We start from the raw sequence: 26,790 nt of genomic DNA, 5'->3' as shown, positions 1-26,790 counted from the left end.
TAATGTAAAATTATCATTTGCATTCCATTGCCATACGCTTGTAGGCTTCATAACGATCTCTAGCATCCCTTGCAGCCTTGTCAAATAAAGCTTCAGCTACTTCAGGGAAGGCTTGCATTAATGTTGTATAACGCCCCTCAGACTTTAAAAATTCTTTATAATCTATAGTAGGCTCCTTGGACTCAAGAACAAATGGGTTCTTTCCTTCTTCTTTTAGTAGTGGGTTATATCTCCACAGATGCCAGTATCCTGCATCTACAGCTCTCTTCATTTCTTCCATGGCTTTAGCTAGACCACCTTTAATTGAATGGTTAATACACGGAGCATAGGCAATGATTACAGATGGTCCGGGATAAGCTTCAGCTTCTGCCAGTACCTTTATGGTCTGATTCATATTTGCCCCCATGGCTATTTGAGCAACATAAACTTCACCATAGGTTGTAGCAATTAATCCCAGGTCTTTTTTCCTGGTACGTTTTCCAGCTGCTGCAAATTTAGCTACAGCTCCTGCAGGAGTAGACTTTGAAGCCTGACCGCCTGTGTTGGAGTAAACCTCTGTATCCAGAACCAGGATATTAATGTCTTCTCCTGTGGAAATCACATGGTCCAGTCCACCGTAACCAATGTCGTAAGCCCATCCGTCTCCACCTATGACCCACTGGGATTTTTTAACTAAAAAGTCAACACGATTAGCAATTTCTTTAACTGCAGCATTATCCATATGCTCTGCAAGCAAGGAAACTATTTTAGCTGCAGCATCTTTGGAGATCTGGGCATTATCTTTGCCTTCAATCCACTCACGGAATGCAGCTTCGAGTTCATCACTTACACCCTGCTCAATAGCATCTTCCATAAGCATTCCTAATTTTTCTCTAATTTTCTTAACGCCTAACACCATACCATAACCATACTCAGCATTGTCTTCGAATAAAGAGTTAGCCCAGGCTGGACCTTTCCCTTCTTTATTCGTGCAGTATGGTGTACTTGGAGCTGATCCACCCCAAATGGATGTGCAGCCTGTAGCGTTAGCTATCATCATTCTATCGCCAAATAACTGGGTTATGAGTTTAACATAGGGAGTTTCTCCACAGCCAGCACATGCACCAGAGAATTCAAGTAATGGTTGAACAAACTGGCTTCCCTTTATGGAAGTCAATTCCATGAGGTTATCTTTTATTAATATATTTTTTACAGCGTGGTTCCAGTTATCTGCCTGTAAAGCAATTTGCCCTTCTACTGGCTTCATAATTAAAGCCTTTGTCTTGGCTGGACATACATCTGCACAGCTGCCGCAACCAGCACAATCATATGGACTCACTTGAATACGGTAATTTAATCCTGCCAATTGCTTGCCAGCAGCCATTTTACTTGCAAAAGTCTCTGGAGCAGCGGCTACCTCTTCCTCATTTAGCAAGAAAGGTCTAATAGCTGCGTGCGGACATACAAGGGCACACTGATTGCATTGGATACAATTATCCATATTCCACTCAGGTACAAAAATGGCAATCCCACGTTTTTCAAAATGACTAGTTCCCTGCGGGAAGGTTCCATCCTCTCTTCCAACAAATGTACTAACTGGAAGCTTATCACCCTGCTGTCTATTCATTGGTATAACTACTTTCTCGATAAACTCTGGCAGATCAGAAGCAGCAGCAGCTTCCTCAACAGCATTAGACCAATGGGCTGGAACATCAACTTTTACTAAAGCTTCGGCAGCTCTGTCAACTGCCTGGCAGTTCATGGATACTATTTTTTCTCCCTTTCTGCCATAGGTGTGCTCGATGGCTTCCTTCATATATTTTACTGCTTCTTCATAGGGAATTACATTTGCAAGCTTGAAGAAAGCAGACTGCATTACCATATTGATACGGCCGCCAAGGCCAATTTCACCAGCAATATCTACTGCATTAATGATATAAAAGTCAATATTATTATCGGCAATATACTTTTTCATTTTGGCCGGTAGTTTATCATCCAGTTCCTCTGGCGTCCATAGGCAGTTTAGAAGGAAAGTCCCGCCTTCTTTTAAACCCTCCAATATTTCATATTGATCTACATAAGCCTGCTTGTGGCATGCAATGAAGTCAGCTTCATCAATCAAATATGTGGATCTAATTGGCTTTCTACCAAAACGCAGGTGGGAAATAGTTACACCGCCTGATTTCTTGGAATCATAGGAAAAATACCCTTGAGCATACAGGTCTGTATGGTCACCAATAATCTTAATTGCATCTTTATTGGCGCCAACTGTTCCGTCTGAACCAAAACCCCAGAACTTGCAACGTGTAGTTCCTTCATCAGCAATACGAATCTTATCTACCTCAGGTAAGCTAAGACCTGTCACGTCATCAACTATACCAATTGTAAAACCATTTTTAGGCTCCCCTGCTACAAGGTTGTCAAATACAGCCTTTAACTGACTAGGAGTGACATCCTTGGAACCTAATCCGTAACGTCCACCAATAACCATAGGGGCATTTTCCATGCCATAGAATAAAGTTCTTACATCCTCGTATAAAGGCTCACCCAAAGAGCCAGGCTCTTTACACCTATCCAATACAGCAATTCTCTTAACAGTTTCTGGCAGCACATCAAAGAAATATTTTGCTGAAAATGGACGATATAGACGAACCTTAATCATGCCAACTTTTTCGCCTTTACTAATTAAGTAGTCAATAGTCTCCTCTAGGGCTTCAGCAGCTGATCCCATGATGATGTATACATATTCAGCATCTGGTGCACCATAATAATTAAATGGACGGTAGTCTCTACCGGTAACTTCACTAATTTTCTTCATGTAATCAGCAACAATGTCAGGTACTGCTTCATAGAACCTGTTGCTTGCTTCCTTGGCCTGGAAGAAAATATCTGGATTCTGGGCAGTTCCCCTTAAAACAGGATGCTCTGGATTTAAAGCTCTATCTCTAAACTCTTTAAGTGCCTGACGGTCGATTAGATCAGCAAACACCGAATAGTCAATAGCCTCTATTTTTTGTACTTCGTGAGATGTTCTAAAACCATCAAAAAAGTGCAGGAAGGGAACTCTAGACTTAATGGCAGCCAAATGGGCAATACCACCCAAATCCATAACTTCTTGTACACTACCAGAAGCTAATAGGGCAAAACCAGTCTGACGACAGGCCATAACATCTGAATGATCCCCAAAGATTGATAAGGCATGCCCAGCTATTGCCCTGGCACTTACGTGGAATACTCCCGGCAGCAGCTCCCCTGCTATTTTATACATATTAGGAATCATTAATAATAGGCCTTGAGAAGCTGTATAAGTAGAAGTTAATGCTCCAGCTGATAAAGAGCCGTGAACAGCACCAGCAGCACCAGCCTCGGATTGTAATTCTGACACCAATACTTCCTGACCAAAGATATTTTTTTTGCCATTGGCACTCCACTCATCCACAATTTCCGCCATGTTGGATGAGGGGGTAATTGGATATATAGCAGCTACTTCTGTCATTGCATAAGAAACGTAACCAGCTGCAGTATTTCCATCCATAGTTTTCATAGTTTTTTTCATATTTAATTTCACTCCCCCAATGAATTTTCACCGTTTAACACGTTCACATAAGCATACTTTAAAAAGCTTATCTTACAAGCACACCTCCTTGCAATTAATCCATATGAACCTTTCAGCAGTATAAATTCAAATATCCCTTCATAGATAGCCCACTTTAAGCTTCTTTTGAAAGGTTTTAAGTTGCAATCTGCTCAAAAAAATTATATACAACAGCATCTAGCAGGAATTTTATAAATATTTAAAACATTGCCAAAAATTGCTGTTAAGCCCCTGATACAATAGAATTTATTTAGTTTTTTATATCTACCATTTTTTAAAAGATATAACCATTTACAGTATAATGTATACAACTGCCCACGTCAACACGTTATGTTCTAGATTTCACAAATTTTGTCTGACCAGCTTAATGGTAAGACCACCTAGCAGCTTTTCCATGGTAATTGGCAATATATGGATAGCATCAGACATAAAAATATAGGATAAATAGTATACACATTCTACTATCTACCCTATATTAATAGTAATCTATTTAACCTTGACTGGTATTTAAACTTTTAACCTAAGATTATACAAGAAGCTGTAATACTACCATCAATCCCAGGCCAGGCAGCCCAAGTATTCCTGCCGTGAGTATTGTTACTATATTTGCAGGAATGTACATGCCAAAAACCCCACCAATATAATTAAATGCCCAAATTAGTATCATTCCAAAAACAAGGGAATAACCAACCCTAAAGACCACTTTTACCGGCCTGACAACAAGTTTATTTAAAATGGCAACTATTACTAGTAATAATCCTATGCCAAAAACAACCTGCATAAATTCTATACCCATAACCCCACCCCCTATTAACATTTTGCTTATAAAATCATATGCATCTTTAATAACTTTATGCCAATTTTTGGACTTATATGAAATCTCCTGCATATGTTTATTAATAAGAAAGATGGAGGGATTTGTATGGGTATAATAGGATTTCTTAAAACGCTGACCAACCATAAATCAGATGCTATAAGTGAATTAGGTGAATTAGGTGAATTAGAACTAAAGGTCTTAGAGGCTAAAAAAGACTGGCAGGCCGCACAAAAGGTATGTGATGAGGTAACTGATCCAAAGCACCTTGATAATGCCATTTTAAAAGCCGTTCGTGCAGAAAGAAAGTACATGCATTATTTAAAGCTCGTCAAACAGTCAACGGGCAAGGGAACCAGCTAGTAAAAAGGCTGTACCAGCTTTTAAAGATATTGGTACAGCCCTTTTATTTATTTTTATTCATGGCCATTTGGATACTTAAATACCTTGCCTTCCCAGTTTCGTATTAAAACATGGCCCCTGCCCTGGGATATTAGGTATTGGGGCAGGATAGGTGTTTTCCCATGCCCATCAGGGGCATTAATAATATACCAGGGAATAGCCATTCCTGAAGTATATCCCCTGAGCTGCTCCATGATTTCCAAACCATCTTCAATTCTAGTTACAAAATGGCTGGTACCTTTAACCGATTTGGCATGGAAGATATAGTAAGGTCTAACATGAATCTTTAATAATTCATGGTTAAGCTTCTTCATTACATTAGGATCATTGTTTATATTCCTTAATAATACCGCTTGATTTCCTAATGCAATTCCTGCCTTGGCCAGCATTTTTGCAGCCCTTAAAGTATCTGGCGTAATTTCTCTCGGGTGATTAAAATGTGTATTTATATATAATGGATGATACTTTTCAAGCATATCGCATAATTTCTGGGTTATCCTTTGTGGAAGTGTGACCAGGGTTCTACTTCCAAGACGAATTATTTCTACTGTGGGTATACTTCTAATCTCTGATAAAACCCATTCTAATTTCTCATCTGATAAAGTTAACGGGTCTCCCCCTGTAACAAGCACATCCCTTATTTCAGGATTATTACGAATATAATTAATAGCATCTTCAATATCTTTTTTGGGAGCAGGCTTATCTATTTCCCCTATGTTTCTTCTTCTTTGACAATGCCTGCAAAACATTGCACATTGATTTGTAATGTTAATTATTAGTCGATCTGGATATCTTCTGGTAATTCGCGGGGCAGGAGAGGTATATTCCTCTGCCATGGGGTCTTCCTTGCCGTAAGGGTCATCTATTTCATGTGCACTTGGTATTGCCTGCATCCATATAGGACATGAAGGGTCATTTGGGTCTAAGATGCTGAGATAATATGGTGAAATTGACCACCTGCATTCCTTTTCTATTTTTTCTATCACCTGCTTCTGTTCATGGCTTACGTCTATAAGCTTGCCCAGAGTTTCAATATCTTCTATTCTATTTTTCATCTGCCAATGCCAGTCATTCCATTGCTCTTCTGTAGCTTTGAAATACTCTAATATTTTTGCCTTTACCTCTTGATGCTGTTCCTGCAAGTCAAACCCGGTGAGAATTTTACCCTTTGCATCCAAATACGGACTTATCCGGCTTTCAAGCTCCTCGGCTCTCTGTAAAGCATGCTCCCTTTTGTTTCTTTCCTTCACTTAGTCATCACCTCTCACTTAGTTTTTCCTTTTTGAGTTTTTTTCTAAACTTCCTTTTTCCGCAAAATAAAATATTCTGTATTTTCCCCAGGTTTCTTCTCGTTTTTCAAGAACAGATAATGTCTTTTCTATTTGTTTTTGGCCTGCTGCTGTTACTATGGCATTTATTAAACTTAATGGCGCAGCAAAAGACTCTATAAAAGATCCTATATTGCTCTCGCTAGTTAAAGTTATATCCGCCCAGTGGGCCAGGGGAGATACTACCGTATCAGTAATTGCCACAACTTTAGCACCCAGCTTTTTTGCATGCTCAACACCTTCAATGGTTTGACGCGTATACCTGGGGAAGCTTATTCCTATTAACAAATCATTCTCTTTAACTTCTGAAAGCTGCTCATATATGCTGCTCACCCCTGAGGGTACAACCTTTACATTTTTACCTATCATTTCAAGATAGAAGCCTAGAAACAAAGCCAGGCAGTGGGCACTCCTTAGCCCAAGAATATAGATGGTAGAGGCATTGTTAATTTCTTTTACTGCTTCTTCAAAGATCTCTGCGGATATATTCTGAAATGTTTTTTTTAAGTTCTGCATGTCGCCAATAAAAATCTCCGGCAAAACAGGTGAGCTTCTTGCGGAATCACTAATCTCTCTAAGTCTGGTAGCTGTACTAAGCTTCCGCCGGACCATCTCCTGCATAGCCTCCTGCAGCTCAGGATATCCATGATATCCAAGGGTGGAAGCAAATCTAATAACAGTAGATTCACTGGTGCCTACTATTGCACCAAGGCGGGCTGCAGTTAAAAATGCAGCTTTTTCGTAGTTTTCTAATAAATACTCCGCTAACATTTTATGCGCTATAGACATTTTGTGAAATTGATTCTTTATCTTTTGTTTAAGTTCCCCTTCTATCATGCCTAACGTCGCCCCCTGAAACTATGCAATTCCTTCGCCAAATTGCCCATGTTTATGCAGTTAATCCTGCAGGCCCTTATTTAAAAAAAATCATTTTCATGAGTCATGACCTTTTAGTAAAACAAATGTTCTTTATAGAACAGTTGTTTATAATATTAATTATATACTCTCCCTTTTGATTCCTGCCTAAAACTAAAAAAATTATCCGACTTTTTTCGCCTGATAGAATAATAAGTCCACAGTTTCAAAGACTTACTGCGGACTTATTCTATGTTCAAATCATGCTCCTTCTTCCTTCAAATGCCCTTGCAAGAGTGACCTCATCTGCATATTCCAGGTCACCTCCTACTGGTATTCCATGAGCTATTCTTGTGACTTTTATTCCAAGGGGATGAATCAAGCGAGCAATATACATGGCTGTCGCCTCCCCTTCAACAGTTAGATTGGTAGCCATTACTATTTCTTTAACTTGACCACCCTCTAGTCTTTGTAATAATTCCTTTATCCTTAACTTTTCTGGGCCCACATTGTCCATGGGTGAAATAACGCCATGGAGCACATGATATAAGCCCTTATACTCTCTAGTTCTTTCTAGTGCAGCAACATCTCTAGGATCTTCAACTACACAAATAATCTCTTTATCTCTATTATCAGCTATACAAGTAATGCATGGATCCATATCTGTTAGGTTGCAGCATTGAGAACATAGCTTTATAGAGGTCTTGGCCTCAATAATTGCTTCTGTTAAGCTCTGTACTTCTTTTTCAGTGTACTCCAGTATATGAAAAGCCAATCTTTGTGCTGTTTTGGGTCCAATTCCTGGCAGTTTATTTAATTCCTTAATAAGCTTTGCTACTGGCTTTGCAAACTCAAACAAGTTCTCAACTCCTAAAACAATCCTGGAATATTAAGACCGCCTGTTATCTTTTTCATTTCATCCTGCATCATTTCCTGAGTTTTTTGAATGGATTCATTAACTGCAGCTAGTATCATATCCTGAAGCATTTCCACATCTTCAGGGTCAACTGCATCCGGGGAAATCTCTATGGACACTATTTGCTGCTTGCCATTTGCTACAACCTTTACTGCTCCTCCACCAGCAGTTGCCTCAACTGTTCTTTGTTCAATTTCTTCCTGCATTTTTTTCATTTGCTCCTGCATTTTTTGAACCTGCTTCATCATTTTACCCATATTTGCCATTCCCATTGTATAAAATCCTCCTTAATTTCTAATCTTTTACTTCTATAACATTACCACCAAAAATTTTGATGGCTGCTTCCACCAAATCACCATCTTTAACATCTTTTTCCTTGTCTTCATTAGAAGCTGTAATACATCTTATTTTAACCCGTTCTTTGAATAAATAAGCCAGGGCATCTTCAATTATCTGTTTGTTTTCTTCTTGCTCTAACTTTTCTTTATGAAAAGAGTGGCTAGGATGGAACTGAATCATAAGGCATCCATCCCCATATTTTACGGGTGTACCCTCCACCAGGAAAGCATGGGTGGTAACTTTATTCTTTTTAACTATTTCCAGCACTTTGCTCCAAGATTCTTTTACTAAGCTTAAAGATAATTCACCTGCATTGACACTTCTATTTTCATCAGATGAGGCTCTGGGTGCAGTCTTTTCCTCTTTAAATACAGGCTCTTTTGCAAGCTCTTTTTGAACATGCCCCTTGGGTATATTTCCACTATCAGTTCTAGCTTGCGGCCTTTGTACATGGCTTGTTTGTTGATTTTCCTTAAGCCTTTTCATTTCATTTTCTAAGTTACTGATTCTTTCTATAATAATATTCATAGTATTCATGGAAGAATCCATGGAAGTTTCTTCTCGAAAGATATATTTAAAAAACGCCATTTCCATAAGAAGCCTGGGGTTGTTGCTCCATCTCATTTCTGTTTCAGCTTTATTAATGCATGTAATGGCATAGTCTAGATCACCCACACTAATCTGATTATGCTTCAAAAAGAATTCTTTCTTATCTTCTATGGTATGAATGAGGAGCTCCTCACCACAGGTTTTATATATTATTAGGTCTCTAAAATAATCCAGCAGTTGATTGGCAAATTGCCTAATATCCTTACCTTCCTTTACTATCATATTCAACCTGTTTATTAATTGTTTAATATCTTTGGAAATTAATAGGTTTACTACATCTGCAACATAGTCAGTTGCAACGATGCCAAGGGCTTCATTGATTTGCTGTACTGTAAGCTTTTGTTCCCCATAAGAAAGACACTGATCCATTAAACTCAGGGCGTCCCTCATGCCTCCCTGGGCCAATCGGGCAATAATAACCAATCCTTCTCTATGGTAGTCAATACCGCTTTTTTCACATATTTCCTCTAAACGATTAACGATTATCCCAGGGTCAAGCCTGCGAAAGTCAAAACGTTGGCACCTTGATAGAATTGTGGCCGGCAGCTTATGGGGTTCTGTTGTGGCAAAAATAAAAATTACATACTCAGGTGGTTCCTCTAAGGTTTTTAGCAAAGCATTAAAGGCTTCAGTAGTTAGCATATGTACTTCATCTATGATATAAACCTTGTATTTGCTAAGAGCAGGTGCTAAATTTACCTTCTCTCTTAAATCTCTAATCTCATCTATCCCCCTATTAGATGCTCCATCTATCTCAAGAACATCAAGGGAATTTCCTGAGTTAATGGCATCACAAGAAGCACATTCATTGCACGGCTCGCCGTTTTTAGGACTTAAACAATTAACAGCCTTGGCAATAATCTTTGCCGTAGTAGTTTTGCCAGTACCCCTTGGTCCGCAAAGCAAGTAAGCATGGGAAAGCCTATTTGCCGATAGTGCATTTTGCAGTGTTCTGCTAACATGGTTTTGTCCCACTAATTCATTAAAATCCTGTGGTCTCCATTTTCTATAAAGAGCAACGTAACTCACTATACCACCACCCTAAGTAAAGTCCCTAATAGTAATTATACCAGAACAGCATGAAAATTGCAGTTTTTCTAGGCTAAACTAAAAATCCTAGGTCCTAAAACCTAAGATTTTTAAAAATACAATATTTAAGACCGTGCACCTATCTTCGAATATTGCTCTCCCAGGCGTCAACCCCATAGTTAGCTACTATCAGGCTGCCCTACGGCACACGAAAATAATCACTTACCGCTGCTTCCTTCCGGACCTGACGGGGTTCATGAGTTTCCGTTGCGTAGGACCTGATGATCAACACCACTTTTGAGGCTCAGTCCCCAACAGAACAAACCCTTGGATTAGGCATCAGCCCTACTATAGCGGATTGTAGGTACAGGGCACCGCTACCTCCCCGCCTAGCACGGTCAAAACTCACAATAGTAAAATTAATGGCGGAGAGAGTGGGATTTGAACCCACGGTACCCGTTAAGGTACACCCGCTTTCCAGGCGAGCGCCTTCAGCCAGACTCAGCCATCTCTCCACTAAAATAATCTTTTATTATAGTTATCTTATCATTATTTCTTTGTCATTCTTCGTAATCTTCGAAAACAAGCCTAGTAGATAAGCTACCTAAAGATATTATCACCTTGAGTATCTTTTGTCAAGATGGATGCCCACCTTAATGCCTGTAAATAGTTGTCATATAGTAGTCATATCACTCATTACATGCCATGGTACTTTTCAAATTTTTTCAAAAGATGTACTTGAATAATACTAACGTCTTTTTTGTGGTTGTTTATGTTTCTTATTGCCATACGGCCCTTCTCGTCTCGGTCCATATCCACGTTTATTGTCAGTTCTTTTTTGGCGAAGGGGAGCCTCTTCAGTTAGCTTAACTGGGATTGTGTCTGTTTCCTTGGTCAACAGCTTTATGGCAGCAGATAATAGAGTTACTGAGTCATTTGCCTCTAACAGGTCCTCTGCAAGCTGATTATATGGATGAAGGTTTCCTTCTTCAACAGCACGCATTAGTTTTTCTACTGCAATTCTTTGCTGACCTTCTATTGCTTCATTTAATGTTGGTATGGGCTTGCGAATCATTTTTCTGTTGGTTAATTGTTCAATTAGTCTTAGATGATTTAACTCTCTTGGGGTTACAAGGGTGACGGCAAGGCCGGCTCTGCCTATACGTCCAGTACGACCAATCCTATGCACATAACTTTCGGGATCCTGTGGAATATCAAAGTTATAAACGTGGGTGACTCCACTAATATCTAACCCCCTGGCTGCAACATCAGTTGCTACCAAAATATCAATAATCCCCTCTTTAAAGTGACGCAAAACACTGTTACGTCTTGCTTGTGTTAAATCTCCATGGATCCCCTCAGCTGAGTATCCACGTTTATTTAAAGCTTCAAAAAGCTCATCCACACGTCTCTTGGTTCTGCCAAATATTATTGCCAATTCAGGAGACTGAATATCTAAAAGCCTGCAAAGAACATCAAATTTTTGCTTCTCCTGAACCTCATAGTAATGCTGCTCAGTGTTTGGAACAGTTACTTCTTTTGTCTTTATCTTAATAAATTCAGGGTTTTTTAAAAATTGATTGGCAAGATTCTGTATGGGTTTAGGCATGGTAGCTGAAAAGAGCAATGTCTGCCTTTCTAAGGGGATCTCTTTAAGAATATTTTCAATGTCCTCTAAAAAACCCATATTTAGCATTTCGTCTGCTTCATCCAGCACAACCATTTCTATCTGGTTAAGCCTCAGGGTCTTTCTTTGCATATGATCCATTAAGCGCCCAGGGGTTCCAACTATGATTTGGGGCCTGTTTTTAAGAGACCTTATTTGCCTATTTATATCCTGTCCACCATAAATAGGTAGAGCACGAATACCTTTAAACTGCCCTATCCTGTTTAATTCCTCGGCAACCTGTACCGCCAGCTCCCTTGTGGGGCAGATTACAATACCCTGGGTTTTCCCATTATCAGCATCCATTTTCTCTACCAAAGGAATACCAAAGGCCGCTGTTTTTCCTGTGCCTGTTTGTGCTTGACCTATAATATCTCGACCAGCCATGGCAGCTGGAATTGCCTGCTCTTGTATTGGAGTAGCTTCCTCAAAACCCATATTTGTAGTGGCCTGAATTACTGGGTGGCTTAAACCCATTTCATAAAATGTTGGCATGTTTCTATCTCCTCTTAAATTTTTATTCTTTACTTGCCTTTTGGTGCATCTATATATAATCAATCGGTTATGCTGCTTAATATGCTATTTAATAGTAACTTTCTTTATATGATGCACTACAAGCCATTTATTTATAATAATGGCCATTTCCCACTATTAAAGGGCATTTCATATTTTTAATGAAATGCCCTACACTTGATAATACCTTAGAACAAAAAATAATACAACTATTATTTGAATTGCAGAGCCTATTGCAGAGCCTATTGCAGAGCCTATACAAAACTTAACCTTAATTGTAAATCCTAAAATTACTCCTTAGTACATATGTTAACTAACTTTTAACGAGTTTTTCTGGCAAAATACGGCATGAAGTGGTCTATTATAAATGCTGTTATAACCCCTGACACTGCCCCAGCTAACAGGATAATAGCAAGAAGTCCCCTGGCCAGGTTCTCAAAATCACCCGGGGAAATATTAGCTATATAAATATTATAGACTGCCACAAAAAGAGCTACAAAGGACGGAATAAATTTAAAGAACCTATTGGACTTAAATATTTTACCCAAAAACCATGTAAAAAGTACAAAAACCATAATAGTAGCAGCTATAATAACTACAAAATTTGTCATGAGTTAATTCCCCCTATCTCTATAGGTATTTGTGTGAACCTTTGAAAACTTCATTTAAAAAAATCCAAATTATGATATAATCGAAAATAGGCTTTCCATGCTCTATCTATTATACACTTTCACTAAAGGAGTTAACAGTATGGCCCAACTATTCTTTCGCTATGGGCAGATGAATGCTTCTAAATCAGCTCAGCTTCTAATGATAGCACATAATTATGAGGAGCAAAACAGGAAGGTTATAATCTTTACACCTTCCATTGATGATAGGTTCGGCAGGGGTGAAGTAGCATCTCGGATTGGTATTAGCTAATCAGCAATAGCCATAGATAATACCATAGACATTCTTGAAACAGTCAAGAATTGTGGCAACTGCTATGGTTTATATATCATTCTAATATATGCTTTTTCGAATCCCATTTTTTCATATAGCTTAATGGCCCTGTTATTATCCTTTGCAACATGCAGAGATATTTTACCCCCTGACAGCTCAATAGCCTTATTTAGAAGCTGGGTAGCTATACCTCTCCCCTTTATTGTTCTTTTAGTAGCTATATACCCAAGATGATAAGTTGGTATAAAATCCTCAAAGCCTGTATGTATTACTACTGAGATCCCTGCTAGTTCACCATTGTAGTAGGCCATTAATACAAACCCTTTTTCAAAAGCTGCATGTAATGCTTCTCTTATCTCACACCTGGGATCTGTATATTCCATCAACCATTCATCCATTAATGAAACAAGTTCGTCAATGGAAATATCAATTTCATCTCTTTCAACCTTCCTGACAGTTAAATTCACACGTCCATCATTTAGTAGGATAACATGATTTCCCTTTGATAGATTCCCTTTTTCTAACTCCTTCATAAAGCCGGCAATGGCATATCCTTGTTCTGTACTAAACCTGATATTTTCTACTTGTTTAAAGATATTAGTATATCTTATTAATTCCTCCTGACTGATTCCAGTTATTATGCCATTAGCATCATATATTGAATCCAGGGCGTCCTGAGCTATAGAGCTGTTGAAATTTAGCAGGTGTCTGTTGTATTTATTGATTTCTACATGAGCATCTTCTATTGGAATGATTTTTAAGCTCTTCTTTTTAAAGGATTCATAGATTACATTACCATAATTAATAGTACAGTTATACAGCCTGGGCAGCTTCTTTATCTTCTTGTTTATCCACAACTGCCTAAAGCCCAAACTCATTCCTGCAACAGAAAAGCCATAACTCATTAGTGAAAATACAGTATCTATTTCCCCCTTAACCTGGCTGTGGAGCTCATCTGATATGAATGATAGAGCTGTCATGTTTAAGATGTTATTCTCCAAACCTAACGTTGCATTATACCATCCATTTTTAGCACATAATTCCTTACTGTAAGCAATACAATCAGATTGTTTATGACCATGCTGGATGATTCTTATATTATCTCTTTGAAACTCCTTGCCTTTAAATACCCTACTGTTAACGTTACAAATAAAGACACATTCAATATCATACTGCTGAGAGATTAAGGCTAGAGATTTAGCCAAAGCACCGTCTGTTCCTGTACATATGGTCCTCTTGTTAATGTCCATGGCATCTTTTATAAGTAAATAAGTTAGTCTATCTATTCTCTGGCCCGACGGATTATTTCCTTCAAGCTTAAGATAGATTTTTGATATGCCCAGCTTGCTTTCAAGCTTCTCTGCTCTTACCAAAGGTGTTTTACCTACCATATTGACAACAATACTTTTACTCATAAGCACCTCCTATAGTGTACATATAAAAATGGCCACAATTTAACCATTCGCCACATTATTTGATAACCCTCCAGCTAATTAACACATAATTGCAGTTGCACTGGGATATTGAGCTTAATCTTGGGGCAATCTATGCCTGGAGGTGTGCAGAATAAAAATGAAGGAAGAAAAAATCAAAGCTTTTTTAGAGACAATTGAGCTGCTTAGAAGGGAACTTGAAAAAATTACCGCTGATGGCGAGTTGTTAACCAGCCATGAGGTTGTCAAAAAAAGTCAGGAGTTGGATAAATTCTTAACAGAATATTATCTTCTTATAAAAGAAAACTCATCAAAAGAATAAAAGATAGCAAAAGAGGCTACCTTACAGTAGGCTCCTTGCTATCCTTTTTGGTAATGATATTAATATTTGTCATTTAAGAATTTTTTCCTTTTTGCCAATCAAAAACCTGTTCAGGAGCCCTATTCATACTGTTCCAAATAACGAGCAGCCTCATCGGTAATATACTCCTCAAACGAATAATATTCTTGTTCTGCCTTTCTGGCCGTTTCAATAGTTTTATCAGGGGGGAACTTCATATTAGTAGGGCACGGCGTATATACCTGGACATAGGTAGGACCCACTTCCCTGGCAATTATTATAGCAGACCTCACAGCCCGGGCTACCTTTTGGGGACTGGCCACCGTCACCCGTACGCAGTATACACATCCAGAAATCTTTGCCATTTCATAAATTGGTATCTTAGGAAAAGACTTCCCCTTGGGTGCCATGCTCAATAGCTGACCCTGTTTGCTCATGCCGCTTTCCTGTCCCCCGGTATTGCCGTATAATTCGTTATCTACCATTATAGTAGTGATCTTTTCCTGCCTGAACCAGGAGTGGAGGGTCAGATCCAGACCAATGTCAGCCAGTCCCCCATCACCTACCAGTACCACCACGTCTTTGACCCTGTCGGGGAAGCGGATTTTTAAGATTCTTTTTAACCCGGAAGCCACGGCATTCTGGTTGCCAAAAGCAGATGTAGCATAATTTACTGCTGTCTGGGCCAGCCCAAAAAATGAACATCCTGGGGTTCCCACAATTACTGTATCTGCAGGCGCTGGCAGTGCAGCTGCAGACAGACGAATACCCAAGGCCACACCGCATCCAGCACAGTGGGGATGTTCCTCCACAATTTCCTTGAAACTGCCCAGCTTAGAAATACCTGTGTTTTCAAAGTATGGACCTTGAGTTACCAAGTCTTTATACTCCTGCGGCAAAATATCAATGAACTCCTCAACGGGAGTAATAATTTTATTGGACATATGTCACCTCTCTAAATCCGGCCTGCAATTTTGCGGGACAAAGCTTTTTTTACTTCACTAATAATTAATTCTTTGGGCATTGTCATGCCTCCGAATACCCTTGGGCCCGCAACAACCCTGCTGTTATAATCCAAGCATGCCTTGATTTCCCTGGCCAGCCAGCCGCCAGCATTGAATTCCGGTACAACAATTAACTCTGCAGCATTAGCGGCAGCCTCCAATTCTTTCACTGGAAACGGTCTGATGGATTTAATCTTAATCAGGCCAACGTCTATCCCTTCACCCTGTAAATCCCGCAAAGCCTCCCGGCACTGGGAAACTGCCGTGCCGGACGCTGCAAGAAATATCCGGGCTTGAGGGTTTTCCACTTCCAGCAGACCGTTCATATATTTGTGAATATATTTACGAGCTCGTTCCGAAGCTGCCAGTACTTCCTGGTGCCAGCTGGCATTTGCCGCGTAACTAATGAAATTACTTTTGTTTAACAAAGGATCCCTTATTGTTCGGATGGGTGGGTTTTCCATATCCAAGGGAGGAACCGGCGCCCGTGACGGATCATAACAAGGCAGTATCTCTTCTTCTGATGGAAGCATTACCTTATCTCGGGTATGGGTGACAAAGAAGCCATCAACAAATACACCAGCAGGCAAATGAACATCCGTTTGTTCGGCTATTACATACGATTGCAGGATCATATCGAAAAAGTCTTGTCCATTTTCGGCGTGGAACATCAACATTCCGGTATCAAGAAGCATTCCCATTTCAATATTTTCCGGCTGTATGGACGGGGGCAGGGAAACACCTCGACACATAAAAGCACAAACAATAGGCTGGCGAGAGCCTGCCCAAACCGGAAACATCTCCATGGCTCGCAAAGTGCCCGGCCCGCTGGTGGCGGTGAAAACTCGCCCACCACCCAGGGAGGCCCCATGAATGGCAGCCATCACGGCAAATTCATTTTCTCCCCTGTAATAATCTTTTATAAACCCCTTGGCATGCAATTCGCCAACCAGCTGCATGCTTTCGCTTTGCGGGGTAATGGGGTAAGCAATAGCCATATCTACATTGGCTCTTTTGACCGCTTCCGCCACTGCCTGGCTGCCAGTTATGAAAGCTGGCTCCCGGGCAGCTTCAAAAAAAAGATGGGCCGGGTCAACCACACGCTGTTTTTTGCTCATTTTTCTGTTCTCCTTTACTTGACAATTGCTGCACCGGGTTTAAGGATTACAGTATGGACATCGTCCCGCCGGTGCACGCTCTCTTTCATCTGCTTTTTCTTCTCTGGAAAAACTGCATCTTTTACAGGTAGAAACTCTGACCTTTATTTCCTCAGTAGGGTGACCGCACCCTTCACAAGGCAATCCCCTTTGCACGCTGGTCACTGAAAAACCGGGGGTGGCGCAATGGGGGCATTGCTGTTTGATTTTTTCCACCAAATCTTCTGCAGCTTTTTGAATATTGCGCATTCTGGTCGGGTTGGCGTGAGCTCGCATATCGGTCTCCAGAAAAACTATTCCGGCCGCCGATTTGGCAAGCCCCCACCTAACCGCGTCTTTCAAGTGCTCCCATGTACTAATGCCCTTAACCACAGATTGATGCCGTTCATTATCCGGCCGCAGGGCCAGCCAGTGCTCCGGAAACCCCGCCTTGCGGGCAAATTCCTCGGCTTCCTGCAAGCTGGTTATCATTTTGTGATCATAATTGGTTTCACTATTGGCACATTGTCCGCAGATTTCCAATTTTTCTTTTTGGTCTATCAGCAAAACAATTTCCACATTCCAAGGCACAAAAGGTATTAATGGATGGGAATTAAAGCTTCCCTCGCTGGCAAGCCCAATGTCTATGCCGGCTAATTTCATCCCTTTCTCTGCTTTTAGCCTGGCGGCGTCCAACTGGGACCCCGGCCTGCTGATTTCCCGGGTAAAGGTGCCAAGCTGATCGGTATCAAATCCCGTTTCAACAATAATCTTACAGCCCGTAGCTTTTTCCAGAATGGGCTTGATAACCTGCTCTTTCCTGTGTTTGGTAAGAAGAACAACACGCCGCCCTTCAAAAAAGGAACTGACTCCAGCCATGACTGCCCACCTATATATTGCTAATCGTAAGAGCTTGTTTAGAGCAAACAGCTACACACAGCCCACAGCCTTTGCAGCGGTTTTCATCCACTTCCACTTTTTTATTGACTTTAACAAATCTAATTACATTTGGGTCAGGACAAGTAAAGATACACAATTTGCACCCGCTGCATTTTTCTTCTATTACCTTAGCCGCAACATACACAGTTGTTTTCCCTCCCACCTTCCGCCTGACTGCTAAAGTGGTACTTCTTAACAGCAACAGCGGCCTTTTCAATTACTTCCGTATTTTTTTCAACCAATTGGGCTACTTTTTCGTATTTGCTCTTCAGGACATCGTCAAGGGCAGCGGTAGTTCCAGAGGCTATAAATTTGCTGCCGCCAAATCTTTCCTGTAAAGACTCTTTGAGGGCCTCGTAGGAGACCAGATCAGCAATGCCCATTAACCCGCCCAGCATCGCCATGTTGGTGGACAGTTCAGTACCTCCTACTTCAACGGCAATACTGGTGGCAGGAATATAATATATTTGAGCGTTTAGCTGTGTTAATTTCTCCAGGTCATCCCCGTTAAGCTCCAGGGGTGCGTCAGCATTGATGAGCACTTTGCCTCCTGGCTGCAGCCCGTCAAAGAAGGGCATGGTGTAGCATTTACCCAGGGTAATTACGTCAGGATGAAAAATCATAATAATATTAGGGAAAAGAACCTCGCCCCTTTCGTAGATACGTTCCGTGGAAATGCGCACATAACTTTCAGCCGGGGCCAACCTTTTTTCAGCCCCAAAGAACGGATTAACAGTACTTTCTTTCCCGTCCCGGGTAGCAGCCGTGCCCAGAATATGGGCAGCAGTAACTACACCCTGACCGCCCAAACCGGACATCCTAATGGATATTTTTTCACTCATTGTCTGTTCCCTCCAGTCTGTTCAAAAGTTCCTGGGCCGCAGGACTAATGTACTCCTTGCTCTGATAAGTCCCGTCTTTTTCACGTTTCTTTATTCTTTCGATTGTTTCCCCTGGTTTAAACTTAAAGTTGGTGGGACAGGGGCAGAAGACCTGCAGATAGGTGGGGCCTATTTCTCTGGCCACCAGGATGGATCTCCTGACCATTTTCTCCAGGCGTCTGGGCTTAGACGGCGAGATTGCCGCCGCATAAGGGCACCCGGACTCCCGGGCAATCTCGGGCAAAGATATTTTAGGAAATTTCTTCCCTGTGGGAGCCATGTTGAGGACTGTCCCTTCAGGTGACATGCCGCTTTCCTGTCCGCCAGTGTTGGCATATGCTTCATTGTCCAGCATTATGGTGGTGATATTTTCCCTTCTAAACCATGACTGCATTACCATGTCCAGACCGATATCAGCGGTAGCCCCGTCACCAGCTATAACTACTACATCCTTGATTTTCCCAGGAAACCTTAATTTCAACGCTCTCTTTAATCCTGACGCCACAGCATTCTGGTTGCCGAAAAGGGAATGAATGTTGTGGATCGCCACCTGGGGAAAGGCCAATGCACTGCATCCAGTGGAGCCCACGATAACTGTATCTTCAGGGTTAGGCAAAGCAGCCAGGATCAGGCGCAGGGACAAGGCCAGCCCACAGCCCGCACAAAGGGGGTGCTCTTCCAAAAGTTCTTTGAAGGTTCCCAGGTCGGAGAACCCAGTGTTTTTCTCATAAGCCCCCTGCTCTATTAGTTCCCGGTATTCTATAGGCATGATGTCTTCAAAGCCGGGTGAAATTTTGAAAATACTTTTACTCACTTCGTACACCTCCTGATTTCCGATAGAATCAATTCCGGGGGCATGGTCATGCCGCCAAAAACCCTGGGGCCGCCCAGGACCTTGGTATTATCCTCTACGACTGCCTTTATTTCTCTGCACAGCCAGCCCACCCGGTTAAATTCGGGAACTATCACAACCTTTGCCTTTCGCGTGAGCTTCTTTATTTCCTCCTCTGGAAAAGGACGAATACTCTTAATTTTTACTAATCCCACGTTCAAGCCCAACTTGCGAGCCTGAGCAATGGCTTCACGGCTCTGGGATACGGCTGTGCCGGAAGTTATGACAAGAATATCAGCATCTGCATATTCCACCTCTAGCAGTCCGCCCAGATTCTTATCAATATACTTTACGGCCCTCTCTGCCGCTGCCGAGATTTCCTGCTGCCAGGAGGCATGTGCTGCATAACTGATAAAGTTGCTCTTCATTACAAAAGGATCTCTCATTTGCCTTACCGGCACATTTTCCATATCCATGACCGGTACCGGTGCACTATATGGGTCATATGGGGGCAGCTTGATGTCAGGCGGCGCTACCTCAACCTTATCTCTGGTATGGGTCACAAAAAAGCCATCGGCAAACACCCCGACTGGAATATGAACATCAGTTTTTTCAGCAATAACAAAAGCCTTTAAAATCATTTCATAAAGATCCTGGGCGTCTTCAGCGTGCAGCATAATAATCCCAGTATCCAGCATGAAAGACATTTCAATGGTATCCGGCTGGATAGTCAGTGGAGAATTCACCCCTCTGGTCATAAAAGCACAGACAATGGGCAGCCTTGCGCCGGCCCAGGTCGAAAATGCTTCAAAAGCCCGCAAAGTTCCAGGTCCGCCTGTGGCAGTAAACACCCGCACACCCCCCATGGAGGCACCGGCCACTGCCGACATCACGGCAAACTCGTTTTCGCCGCGAAAGTATTCCCTAAGGTATCCCTCGGCATATATATCCCCTACCAAATGCATACTTTCTGATTGCGGGGTGATGGGATAAGAGATAGCCATGTCTACATTAGCCCTTTTAATGGCTTCTTTGACTGCCTCACTCCCGGTAATAAACATTTTTTCCCTTTCGGCCTGAAAAAAGAGGTGTTCGGGTTCTACGATTTTTTGTTGGATCATTTAATCTCCTCCCTCATCTGGCTGATAATATCCGTGAGCTTGCTGATCTCTGCCAGCCCTGCACTTCGTAAAGTAATCATGGCATCTTCATGTCCTACTTCCCCGCAGAGGGCGATGGTGTAGCAATCCGTGCCTCCCCTGATTATCTTAAGAGCCACATTGGCATAGTGACAGTGGACGCCTACAAATACGCAGACATCTATTTTGTTATGCCAGATGGTTAAATTGGGGTGGTTAGGGTTGATTTCCACCGCCGGGTTAATCATGGGGTATTTAGGCCGGTAATCCGGCATGGGGATTATTTTGGCGCCGGCAGTCTCTGCTAATTTCTTAATCGCCTTGGCTTTTTCCGCTACTCCTTCCTTCCAAGCCCAAAGAATCAGCGGGCCGGGAAAAAAGACCGGATTTTTGGCCGATAAGATTTTCTCGGCTATTTTTTTCATGGCTTCTTCTTCCGGAACTATCCTGCCTTCCACCAGTGATTCCCCTTCCCCGGGAAGCATTACCCCCATTGAAGCGGCTGCCGGCGGCAGATACCCTTCCGGCCCCGACTGAACTTGATACAAATTTGCTGACATTTTCATTCCCCCTACATAATCTGATATTAGTAAGCTCCTGTAACCGAAAGCAAAACCCATCACAGAAACCATACCATATGCTTTGTTTGAACAACTTTTTATAAAAAAACTTTACTGTCTCATCCCCTTAGGTCCGGTCAGGTACACCACTGCCCATCATCCTAAAAATGTTTTTATTATCTCGTCTATCTGCTCCGAATAATCTATCTTAATAAGCAGGTGCCCCATCTTCCGTTTAGGTGCCGGGATGCCGCTTTTGCCATACAGGTAAATTTTTACGTCTCCTGAAAAATTGGGTATATTTTCTAATATCTTTGGCATATCGCTTCCCAGTATGTTTATCATGACCGCCGGGGTCATCAATTGCGTGGACCCCAAAGGCAGCCCGCAGGTAGCGCGAATTAACTGTTCAAACTGGGAAGTAAAACATGCGTCCAACGTATAATGCCCTGAATTGTGGGGACGGGGCGCTATTTCGTTGACCAGTAAGCCTTGAGGGGTAACAAAAAACTCCACGGCCAACACCCCTACTACCTTAAAGTACTGGGCAATCCCCCGGGCAATTTCCACGGCCATGGACTCCCTTTGTGGAGAAATGCGGGCCGGAACAACAGTAATGTAGAGAATGTTTTCACGGTGTATATTTTCCGACACCGGATAAACGGCCATTCCCCCTGTTTCTTCCCTGCCTATGATAACTGAAATTTCCTGGGTAAAAGAAATCTTTTTCTCCAAAACCCATATACTATCACTGGATTGGACTAAGGACTCTGCTTTACTAAAATCCTGAGGATTATATAGAACAAGCTGACCTTTTCCGTCATATCCCCCTGTGGCTATTTTCAGCACACTGGGATACCCAATCTGTGCAGTCCCTTTCTTCAGATCTTCTGTGTTTTTGACAATAACAAACGGCGCCACAGGAAAGCCAGCTTTTTCCAATTGCTGTTTTTCCTGAATACGGTTTTGTGCGACAGCCAGAATATGGCTTTTTTGCGGCAAATAATAGTTTTTCTCCAGCTCTTCAACTAACCGGATATCAATATTTTCAAACTCGTATATGAGTACATCTGTTTTCTCCGCCAACCTTATTGCTGCTGCCAAATCATCCAAACCAGCCACAATCTGATCATCAGCCACCTGGCCGCAAGGGCAGCCGGGGGTGGGATCCAGGCAGATAATACGGTACCCCATTTTTCTGCCTTCAATGGCTGTCATTCTTCCTAATTGACCGCCCCCCAGGATGCCAATAGTGGACCCTGGGAGTATTACCTTGCCCGGCATCTCAAGACCACTCCCCTTTATCCAGAACCTGCCGTGCTGCCTTGTCCCGACGATCAGCCAGCTTTACAGTAAGTTCTTCGTTACGCACAGCTATAATTTGAGCGGCAAGAATAGCAGCATTTTTCGCTCCCCAGACACCGATAGCCATGGTGGCTACCGGTACCCCAGCAGGCATTTGGACAATGGACAGCAACGAGTCCAGACCCTGAAGGTGAGCAGAAGGGATAGGCACTCCAATAACAGGCAGCAGAGTTTTTGCGGCCACCATTCCTGGTAAATGGGCCGCTCCTCCAGCTCCGGCAATAATAACCATGATCCCCCGCTTCGGTGCGTTTTCAGCAAAACTAAACAACCAATCAGGAGTGCGATGGGCAGAAACAATTTTTTTCTCGTATGGAATTCCAAGTTCATCCAAAACAAGAACTGCCTCCTTCATTATCGGCCAGTCTGATTCGCTGCCCATTATAACCGAAACTAGCGGTTGTACTGTTTTCCCCTCTACACTATGAGTATTTAGCTCTAGATTGGACTCAATCGCTGGTTTTATATTGATAGGCTGCATTAATTACCACTCCTATGTCATTAGGTTTATTTCCCATGTATTATGGCAGTTAGTTTCAATGTTGAGCGAATACCCGATTAAGTGGACATGCTGCCGCTTTATTAATTATTATTGCCAATTCTCATAGTGCGAACTCATAATTTTAGGCATCTTAGGCACTTTAAAACTATTATCATTTACTTAAACTAAAATTGTGAGCAATACGCTTTTCTGAATGAACAAAAAATCCAACACCGGTTTTCTTTTAAAAATCTGGTGTCGGATTGCCCCTTAACCGATAGCATTACCCTTTAGAAAGCCATCCAATTTCGTTATTGCAAATCAATGTCCCGATCCATTACAAAGACAAAAATCCGCTCACCCGTCTTCGTACTTATATCCGTGTGCAAACTAATCACTTTGACTGAGGTAATTTCGGTTAAAATTTCTTCCAGTTCGACACGTCCCTGCTCAACCAATTGCTGCCGCAACTTTTTGACCAGAGCCATACCTTCTTTTTCTCTAGATAAAACCCTTTCAGCTGTTGACAACATCCCCTGCAAAGTAACAATTACCATGTTGCGGATAATGTCAGTCTTGGCTTCAGTAGGGCCTCTCCCGATATAATCCTTCTCCCACTGAATTATTTTTTTTGTTATTTCATCTTCTTTTTGTCCCTTAGTATAAGCCATAGCCAAGCCCCTTGTGCAATTAGATTGCTATATCTTCAAAACACTCATTGTCATTATTAAAATTATAATACAAACACATAAGAATTGCAACGCGTTTCTGCCAATTATAATATAAACACATAAGAATTGCAACGCGTTTCTCCCACAGCTCAACTTAAATTCTCTCGTAATTATTCAACTAAAAGTCATTCAGCTGCTTTTCGTAAATAAAAGCCTGTAAAGCTGGATCAGCACGAGGGGCGTTAGGGCCAGGGCATAAATGGTGCTGAATTGGGCTGTATTAAGCATGGCTATTTCAAACACCTCCATCAACGGGGGCAGCAACAGCACAGAGTGCAATAGTATAATGCCAAGGATCAATGCGTACCAAGAATATTTATTCGTAAATAAGCCTATTTTAAAGATAGATTCATTAGACCTTGAGTTGAAGCCATGGAACAATCTTGCCAAACACAGAGTAGCAAATGCCATGGTGCTGGCTAGCACCGAATCGCCTGTCGATAGACCTATATGGTAGGCAATAATGGTGACGGCGCCGATGATGAAACCTTCCATGAGAATTTGTCTTGCAAAGGCTTTGCTCAGCAACGGGGTTTTAATGTCCCGAGGCTTTTTCTTCATGATGTTTTTATTATGTGGTTCAAGTCCAATGGCAATCGCCGGTAAACTGTCAGTAAGCATGTTGATGAATAATAGATGTATTGCAGTAAAAGGTACTGGCAGAGCCAATAATGAAGCATAAACTACAGACATAACCCCACCGGTATTTCCTGCCAGCAGGAACCGAATTGAATTCTGGATATTAGCGTAAATACTGCGGCCATTGGAGATAGCTTTGACTATTGTCGAGAAGTTGTCATCAGTAAGTACCATTGAAGAAGCATCCTTGGCAACATCTGTTCCAGTAATCCCCATTGCAATTCCAATATCCGCCTGCTTCAGGGCCGGGCCGTCATTGACACCATCACCTGTCATTGCCACGACACTCCCTCTTTCTTGCCATGCCCGGACAATCCTAATCTTGTGCTCCGGGGATACCCGCGCATAAACTGATATCTTTTCAACTTTATTGATGAGTTCCTCATCGCTCCATTTTTCGATTTCAAAACCTTCGACTACTTCAGATTCATCCTTTAAAATCCCAATCTGCCTGGCAATAGCTGAGGCGGTAATCCTATGATCACCGGTAATCATAACAACTTTTATGCCAGCTTTAACGCATTCTTCAACCGCAGGCGCTGATTCTGGCCTTGGAGGATCCATCATGGATATCAATCCGATGAAAACCATATCCCTTTCATCCTCAAGCCCAACCTCGTGCCCTTCCAATACTTCTTTATAGGCAAATCCCAGCACCCTAAGACCATTAGAAGAAAAATCCCTGTTTATTTTCTCAACTTCCCTTTTATGTTCCTCCGTAAAATCAACGATACCCCCCGAGGTTTCGATTTTAGTTATCCTAGAAAGAAGAACATCCGATGCACCTTTCGTGCACATCAAATATCGTCCATCGATCCTGTTGACTGTACTCATCAGTTTTCTGTCAGAATCAAATGGGATCTCTCCAACACGGTGATATTGCTCCCTGACCACAAGCTCGTCGAGACCGTAAATATCCCCGAGATTGACAAGAGCAATTTCAGTTGGATCGCCAATTTCCTTTTTTACGACAGTAACTGAATCATTGCATAAAAGCGCCATTAGGATAATTCTATGCTCCATTGGCTTTTCCAAATCCAATTTATCATATTCCACAACTTTATTATCAACATAGACATACTGCACTGTCATCTTATTCTGCGTAAGGGTACCGGTTTTATCGGAACAAACGATTGAAACACTTCCCAAGGTTTCTACCGCCGGGAGCTTCCGGATAATCGCGTTTTCTTTCGCCATCTTCTGTGTTCCCGTGGCCAGCACAATCGTCACAATGGAACTCAGCGCCTCAGGTATAGCCGCCACTGCAAGTGCTATCGCAAACATGAAGGAATCCACAAGGGGCAGTCCCCTTATCATATCCAGAGTAAAGATGACCGCAGCAATGGCTATAATTGCCATGGCCAGCTTCTTGCCAAAGTTATCAAGATTTACTTGCAGCGGCGTTTTCTTTTCTTGTGCCGTACCAAGAAGGCGGGCTATTTTGCCAATCTCTGTCTTCATACCAATGTCAGTGACAACGATGACTCCCCTTCCGTAGGTGACAAAACTTCCTGAAAAGACCATGTTCTTTTTATCGCCAATGGGCACATCGTCTTTATCAATTACTTCAACGGACTTCATCACGCTCACCGATTCACCCGTTAACGAACTTTCGTTGATCTGAAGGCTGTAGTTCTCAATAATTCGTCCATCAGCACTTACAAAATCTCCTGCGTCCAGATAAAGGACATCGCCAACAACAATTTCCTTTGAAGGAATTTCTGTTTTTTGGCCATTTCTTAAAACCTTGGCTGTCGGCGAGGAAAGGGCTTTAAGGCTATTCAAAGATTGTTCAGCTTTAAGGTGTTGAATCGTTCCAAGTACAGCATTAAGGACGACAACAAACAAAATGACGACTGTGCTCTCAATTTTTCCCAGGAAAGCCGAAATAGTTGCTGCCGCCATGAGGATAATGACCAAAAAGTCTTTGAGCTGCTCAATGAATACCTCAATCGCTGTTTTTTGTTTCCCTTCCTCTAACTCGTTATAGCCGTACTGCTCCCGCCTTTTCTTAACTTCATCATCATGCAATCCTTGTTCTGTAACCCCCAAGGTTTTCAACGTTTCCTCAGGTTTTTTTCGGTAGAATTCACTCATCTTTTTCTATCTCCCTTCCATAAGCAATTTTACAAAAACCATCAATATAGTATTTATCAGGAATTCTATTTTTCTTTCGTTTAGCTATTTCTTAAAATTATGGTTGTAGCTTATAAATAACAAAAGACCCTTCAGCCAGAAAAATATCCTGACCACAGAGTCTCACACAACAAAAGTTTTCAAAGCCGGGATGGCAACTCCGGTTGACGACTTTGAATCCTGAAAT

24 protein-coding genes, 1 tRNA gene, 1 other RNA gene and 1 pseudogene are annotated in these 26,790 nt (G+C 41.8%); 3 read left to right on the top strand and 24 right to left on the bottom strand.

Features of this window, described 5'->3' with window-relative positions:
* Window positions 1–13 precede the first annotated feature (13 nt).
* Entirely contained in the window at window positions 14–3,535 is a 3,522-nt protein-coding gene (gene nifJ, locus K364_RS0116320; RefSeq protein ID WP_028308901.1) for a pyruvate:ferredoxin (flavodoxin) oxidoreductase, read from the bottom strand.
* Window positions 3,536–4,100: 565 nt separating this feature from the next.
* Entirely contained in the window at window positions 4,101–4,370 is a 270-nt protein-coding gene (locus K364_RS26990; protein WP_051534148.1) for a pro-sigmaK processing inhibitor BofA family protein, read from the bottom strand.
* A 126-nt stretch (window positions 4,371–4,496) separates the two neighbouring features.
* On the opposite strand from K364_RS26990, the gene K364_RS0116310 reads away from it, so the two are divergent.
* On the top strand, window positions 4,497–4,751 hold the full coding sequence (locus K364_RS0116310) for a DUF2508 family protein (RefSeq protein ID WP_028308899.1): 255 nt from the start codon (window positions 4,497–4,499) through the stop codon (window positions 4,749–4,751).
* A gap of 53 nt (window positions 4,752–4,804) precedes the next feature.
* Here the strand turns inward: K364_RS0116310 and eam are convergent, their stop codons facing one another.
* The 9 genes from eam to K364_RS0116270 form a co-directional block, all read right to left on the bottom strand.
* Window positions 4,805–6,040, bottom strand: a complete 1,236-nt coding sequence (gene eam / locus K364_RS0116305; protein WP_028308898.1) for a glutamate 2,3-aminomutase — start codon at window positions 6,038–6,040, stop codon at window positions 4,805–4,807.
* Window positions 6,041–6,058: 18 nt separating this feature from the next.
* A complete protein-coding gene (locus K364_RS24545; protein ID WP_051534147.1) occupies window positions 6,059–6,955 on the bottom strand; it encodes a MurR/RpiR family transcriptional regulator in 897 nt (298 codons plus the stop codon).
* Window positions 6,956–7,229: 274 nt separating this feature from the next.
* A complete protein-coding gene (recR, locus tag K364_RS0116295) occupies window positions 7,230–7,832 on the bottom strand; it encodes a recombination mediator RecR (RefSeq protein ID WP_028308897.1) in 603 nt (200 codons plus the stop codon).
* An 11-nt stretch (window positions 7,833–7,843) separates the two neighbouring features.
* Window positions 7,844–8,161, bottom strand: coding sequence for a YbaB/EbfC family nucleoid-associated protein (locus K364_RS0116290; RefSeq protein WP_028308896.1), 318 nt, complete (start codon window positions 8,159–8,161; stop codon window positions 7,844–7,846).
* Between the two features lie 22 nt (window positions 8,162–8,183).
* Window positions 8,184–9,866 carry a DNA polymerase III subunit gamma/tau gene (dnaX, locus tag K364_RS0116285; protein ID WP_028308895.1) on the bottom strand — a complete coding sequence of 561 codons (1,683 nt, stop codon included), beginning with the start codon at window positions 9,864–9,866 and terminating at the stop codon, window positions 8,184–8,186.
* Between the two features lie 131 nt (window positions 9,867–9,997).
* An RNA gene (gene ffs / locus K364_RS26370) (signal recognition particle sRNA large type) lies at window positions 9,998–10,264 on the bottom strand.
* Window positions 10,265–10,289: 25 nt separating this feature from the next.
* Window positions 10,290–10,381 (bottom strand) — tRNA-Ser (locus K364_RS0116280).
* 233 nt (window positions 10,382–10,614) lie between these two features.
* The gene (gene cshA / locus K364_RS24540; protein WP_051534146.1) at window positions 10,615–12,027 is read right to left on the bottom strand and encodes a degradosome RNA helicase CshA; all 1,413 of its coding nucleotides are present in this window, start codon (window positions 12,025–12,027) and stop codon (window positions 10,615–10,617) included.
* Window positions 12,028–12,365: 338 nt separating this feature from the next.
* Window positions 12,366–12,656, bottom strand: coding sequence for a hypothetical protein (locus K364_RS0116270; RefSeq protein WP_028308894.1), 291 nt, complete (start codon window positions 12,654–12,656; stop codon window positions 12,366–12,368).
* Window positions 12,657–12,795: 139 nt separating this feature from the next.
* Here K364_RS0116270 and K364_RS26365 point away from each other — a divergent pair.
* Window positions 12,796–12,963, top strand: a pseudogene (locus K364_RS26365) (thymidine kinase); the annotation flags it as partial.
* Between the two features lie 65 nt (window positions 12,964–13,028).
* Here the strand turns inward: K364_RS26365 and K364_RS0116260 are convergent.
* Window positions 13,029–14,402 carry a pyridoxal-phosphate dependent enzyme gene (locus K364_RS0116260; protein WP_028308893.1) on the bottom strand — a complete coding sequence of 458 codons (1,374 nt, stop codon included), beginning with the start codon at window positions 14,400–14,402 and terminating at the stop codon, window positions 13,029–13,031.
* A gap of 157 nt (window positions 14,403–14,559) precedes the next feature.
* On the opposite strand from K364_RS0116260, the gene K364_RS0116255 reads away from it, so the two are divergent.
* A complete protein-coding gene (locus K364_RS0116255; RefSeq protein WP_028308892.1) occupies window positions 14,560–14,742 on the top strand; it encodes an aspartyl-phosphate phosphatase Spo0E family protein in 183 nt (60 codons plus the stop codon).
* Window positions 14,743–14,861: 119 nt separating this feature from the next.
* On the opposite strand, the gene K364_RS0116250 is transcribed toward K364_RS0116255, so the two are convergent.
* The 12 genes from K364_RS0116250 to K364_RS0116195 form a co-directional block, all read right to left on the bottom strand.
* On the bottom strand, window positions 14,862–15,704 hold the full coding sequence (locus K364_RS0116250; protein ID WP_051534145.1) for a thiamine pyrophosphate-dependent enzyme: 843 nt from the start codon (window positions 15,702–15,704) through the stop codon (window positions 14,862–14,864).
* Between the two features lie 11 nt (window positions 15,705–15,715).
* The gene (locus tag K364_RS24530; protein WP_035269770.1) at window positions 15,716–16,882 is read right to left on the bottom strand and encodes a transketolase C-terminal domain-containing protein; all 1,167 of its coding nucleotides are present in this window, start codon (window positions 16,880–16,882) and stop codon (window positions 15,716–15,718) included.
* 39 nt (window positions 16,883–16,921) lie between these two features.
* Window positions 16,922–17,779: a DUF6671 family protein gene (locus tag K364_RS0116240; RefSeq protein WP_035269767.1), complete on the bottom strand. Its 858-nt coding sequence runs from the start codon at window positions 17,777–17,779 to the stop codon at window positions 16,922–16,924.
* Between the two features lie 10 nt (window positions 17,780–17,789).
* A complete protein-coding gene (locus K364_RS0116235) occupies window positions 17,790–17,984 on the bottom strand; it encodes a 4Fe-4S binding protein (protein WP_028308889.1) in 195 nt (64 codons plus the stop codon).
* Entirely contained in the window at window positions 17,968–18,681 is a 714-nt protein-coding gene (locus K364_RS24525; protein ID WP_051534144.1) for a 2-oxoacid:ferredoxin oxidoreductase subunit gamma family protein, read from the bottom strand. The genes K364_RS0116235 and K364_RS24525 overlap by 17 nt, the downstream gene beginning before the upstream one ends.
* Window positions 18,674–19,534, bottom strand: coding sequence for a thiamine pyrophosphate-dependent enzyme (locus K364_RS0116225; RefSeq protein WP_028308888.1), 861 nt, complete (start codon window positions 19,532–19,534; stop codon window positions 18,674–18,676). The genes K364_RS24525 and K364_RS0116225 overlap by 8 nt, the downstream gene beginning before the upstream one ends.
* Window positions 19,531–20,673 carry a transketolase C-terminal domain-containing protein gene (locus K364_RS0116220; RefSeq protein WP_028308887.1) on the bottom strand — a complete coding sequence of 381 codons (1,143 nt, stop codon included), beginning with the start codon at window positions 20,671–20,673 and terminating at the stop codon, window positions 19,531–19,533. The genes K364_RS0116225 and K364_RS0116220 overlap by 4 nt, the downstream gene beginning before the upstream one ends.
* Window positions 20,670–21,251, bottom strand: coding sequence for a carbon monoxide dehydrogenase beta subunit family protein (locus tag K364_RS0116215; protein WP_035269762.1), 582 nt, complete (start codon window positions 21,249–21,251; stop codon window positions 20,670–20,672). Before K364_RS0116215 ends, K364_RS0116220 begins: the two co-directional genes overlap by 4 nt.
* A gap of 156 nt (window positions 21,252–21,407) precedes the next feature.
* On the bottom strand, window positions 21,408–22,535 hold the full coding sequence (gene purK / locus K364_RS0116210) for a 5-(carboxyamino)imidazole ribonucleotide synthase (RefSeq protein WP_028308885.1): 1,128 nt from the start codon (window positions 22,533–22,535) through the stop codon (window positions 21,408–21,410).
* A gap of 1 nt (window position 22,536) precedes the next feature.
* Complete coding sequence (purE, locus tag K364_RS0116205; protein WP_035269942.1) at window positions 22,537–22,998, bottom strand: 5-(carboxyamino)imidazole ribonucleotide mutase; 462 nt, start codon at window positions 22,996–22,998, stop codon at window positions 22,537–22,539.
* 410 nt (window positions 22,999–23,408) lie between these two features.
* Window positions 23,409–23,768, bottom strand: coding sequence for a Na-translocating system protein MpsC family protein (locus K364_RS0116200; protein ID WP_028308883.1), 360 nt, complete (start codon window positions 23,766–23,768; stop codon window positions 23,409–23,411).
* Between the two features lie 189 nt (window positions 23,769–23,957).
* Window positions 23,958–26,564 carry a calcium-translocating P-type ATPase, PMCA-type gene (locus K364_RS0116195; protein ID WP_028308882.1) on the bottom strand — a complete coding sequence of 869 codons (2,607 nt, stop codon included), beginning with the start codon at window positions 26,562–26,564 and terminating at the stop codon, window positions 23,958–23,960.
* Window positions 26,565–26,790 lie beyond the last annotated feature (226 nt).

The sequence above is a fragment of the Desulfitibacter alkalitolerans DSM 16504 genome, from assembly GCF_000620305.1.
GTDB classification, from domain to species: Bacteria; Bacillota; DSM-16504; order Desulfitibacterales; family Desulfitibacteraceae; genus Desulfitibacter; species Desulfitibacter alkalitolerans.
This window is presented reverse-complemented; position numbering and strand designations above follow the sequence as displayed.

Excerpts from the sequence above, each read along its gene's own strand:
- nifJ (WP_028308901.1), bottom strand. The coding sequence starts at position 3,535 with ATGAAAAAAACTATGAAAACTATGGATGGAAATACTGCAGCTGGTTAC.
- K364_RS26990 (WP_051534148.1), bottom strand. The coding sequence starts at position 4,370 with ATGGGTATAGAATTTATGCAGGTTGTTTTTGGCATAGGATTATTACTA.
- K364_RS0116310 (WP_028308899.1), top strand. The coding sequence starts at position 4,497 with ATGGGTATAATAGGATTTCTTAAAACGCTGACCAACCATAAATCAGAT.
- K364_RS24545 (WP_051534147.1), bottom strand. The coding sequence starts at position 6,955 with ATGATAGAAGGGGAACTTAAACAAAAGATAAAGAATCAATTTCACAAA.
- K364_RS0116290 (WP_028308896.1), bottom strand. The coding sequence starts at position 8,161 with ATGGGAATGGCAAATATGGGTAAAATGATGAAGCAGGTTCAAAAAATG.
- cshA (WP_051534146.1), bottom strand. The coding sequence starts at position 12,027 with ATGCCAACATTTTATGAAATGGGTTTAAGCCACCCAGTAATTCAGGCC.
- K364_RS0116270 (WP_028308894.1), bottom strand. The coding sequence starts at position 12,656 with ATGACAAATTTTGTAGTTATTATAGCTGCTACTATTATGGTTTTTGTA.
- K364_RS0116260 (WP_028308893.1), bottom strand. The coding sequence starts at position 14,402 with ATGAGTAAAAGTATTGTTGTCAATATGGTAGGTAAAACACCTTTGGTA.
- K364_RS0116255 (WP_028308892.1), top strand. The coding sequence starts at position 14,560 with ATGAAGGAAGAAAAAATCAAAGCTTTTTTAGAGACAATTGAGCTGCTT.
- K364_RS0116250 (WP_051534145.1), bottom strand. The coding sequence starts at position 15,704 with ATGTCCAATAAAATTATTACTCCCGTTGAGGAGTTCATTGATATTTTG.
- K364_RS24530 (WP_035269770.1), bottom strand. The coding sequence starts at position 16,882 with ATGAGCAAAAAACAGCGTGTGGTTGACCCGGCCCATCTTTTTTTTGAA.
- K364_RS0116240 (WP_035269767.1), bottom strand. The coding sequence starts at position 17,779 with ATGGCTGGAGTCAGTTCCTTTTTTGAAGGGCGGCGTGTTGTTCTTCTT.
- K364_RS24525 (WP_051534144.1), bottom strand. The coding sequence starts at position 18,681 with ATGAGTGAAAAAATATCCATTAGGATGTCCGGTTTGGGCGGTCAGGGT.
- K364_RS0116220 (WP_028308887.1), bottom strand. The coding sequence starts at position 20,673 with ATGATCCAACAAAAAATCGTAGAACCCGAACACCTCTTTTTTCAGGCC.
- K364_RS0116215 (WP_035269762.1), bottom strand. The coding sequence starts at position 21,251 with ATGTCAGCAAATTTGTATCAAGTTCAGTCGGGGCCGGAAGGGTATCTG.
- purK (WP_028308885.1), bottom strand. The coding sequence starts at position 22,535 with ATGCCGGGCAAGGTAATACTCCCAGGGTCCACTATTGGCATCCTGGGG.
- purE (WP_035269942.1), bottom strand. The coding sequence starts at position 22,998 with ATGGGCAGCGAATCAGACTGGCCGATAATGAAGGAGGCAGTTCTTGTT.
- K364_RS0116200 (WP_028308883.1), bottom strand. The coding sequence starts at position 23,768 with ATGGCTTATACTAAGGGACAAAAAGAAGATGAAATAACAAAAAAAATA.
- K364_RS0116195 (WP_028308882.1), bottom strand. The coding sequence starts at position 26,564 with ATGAGTGAATTCTACCGAAAAAAACCTGAGGAAACGTTGAAAACCTTG.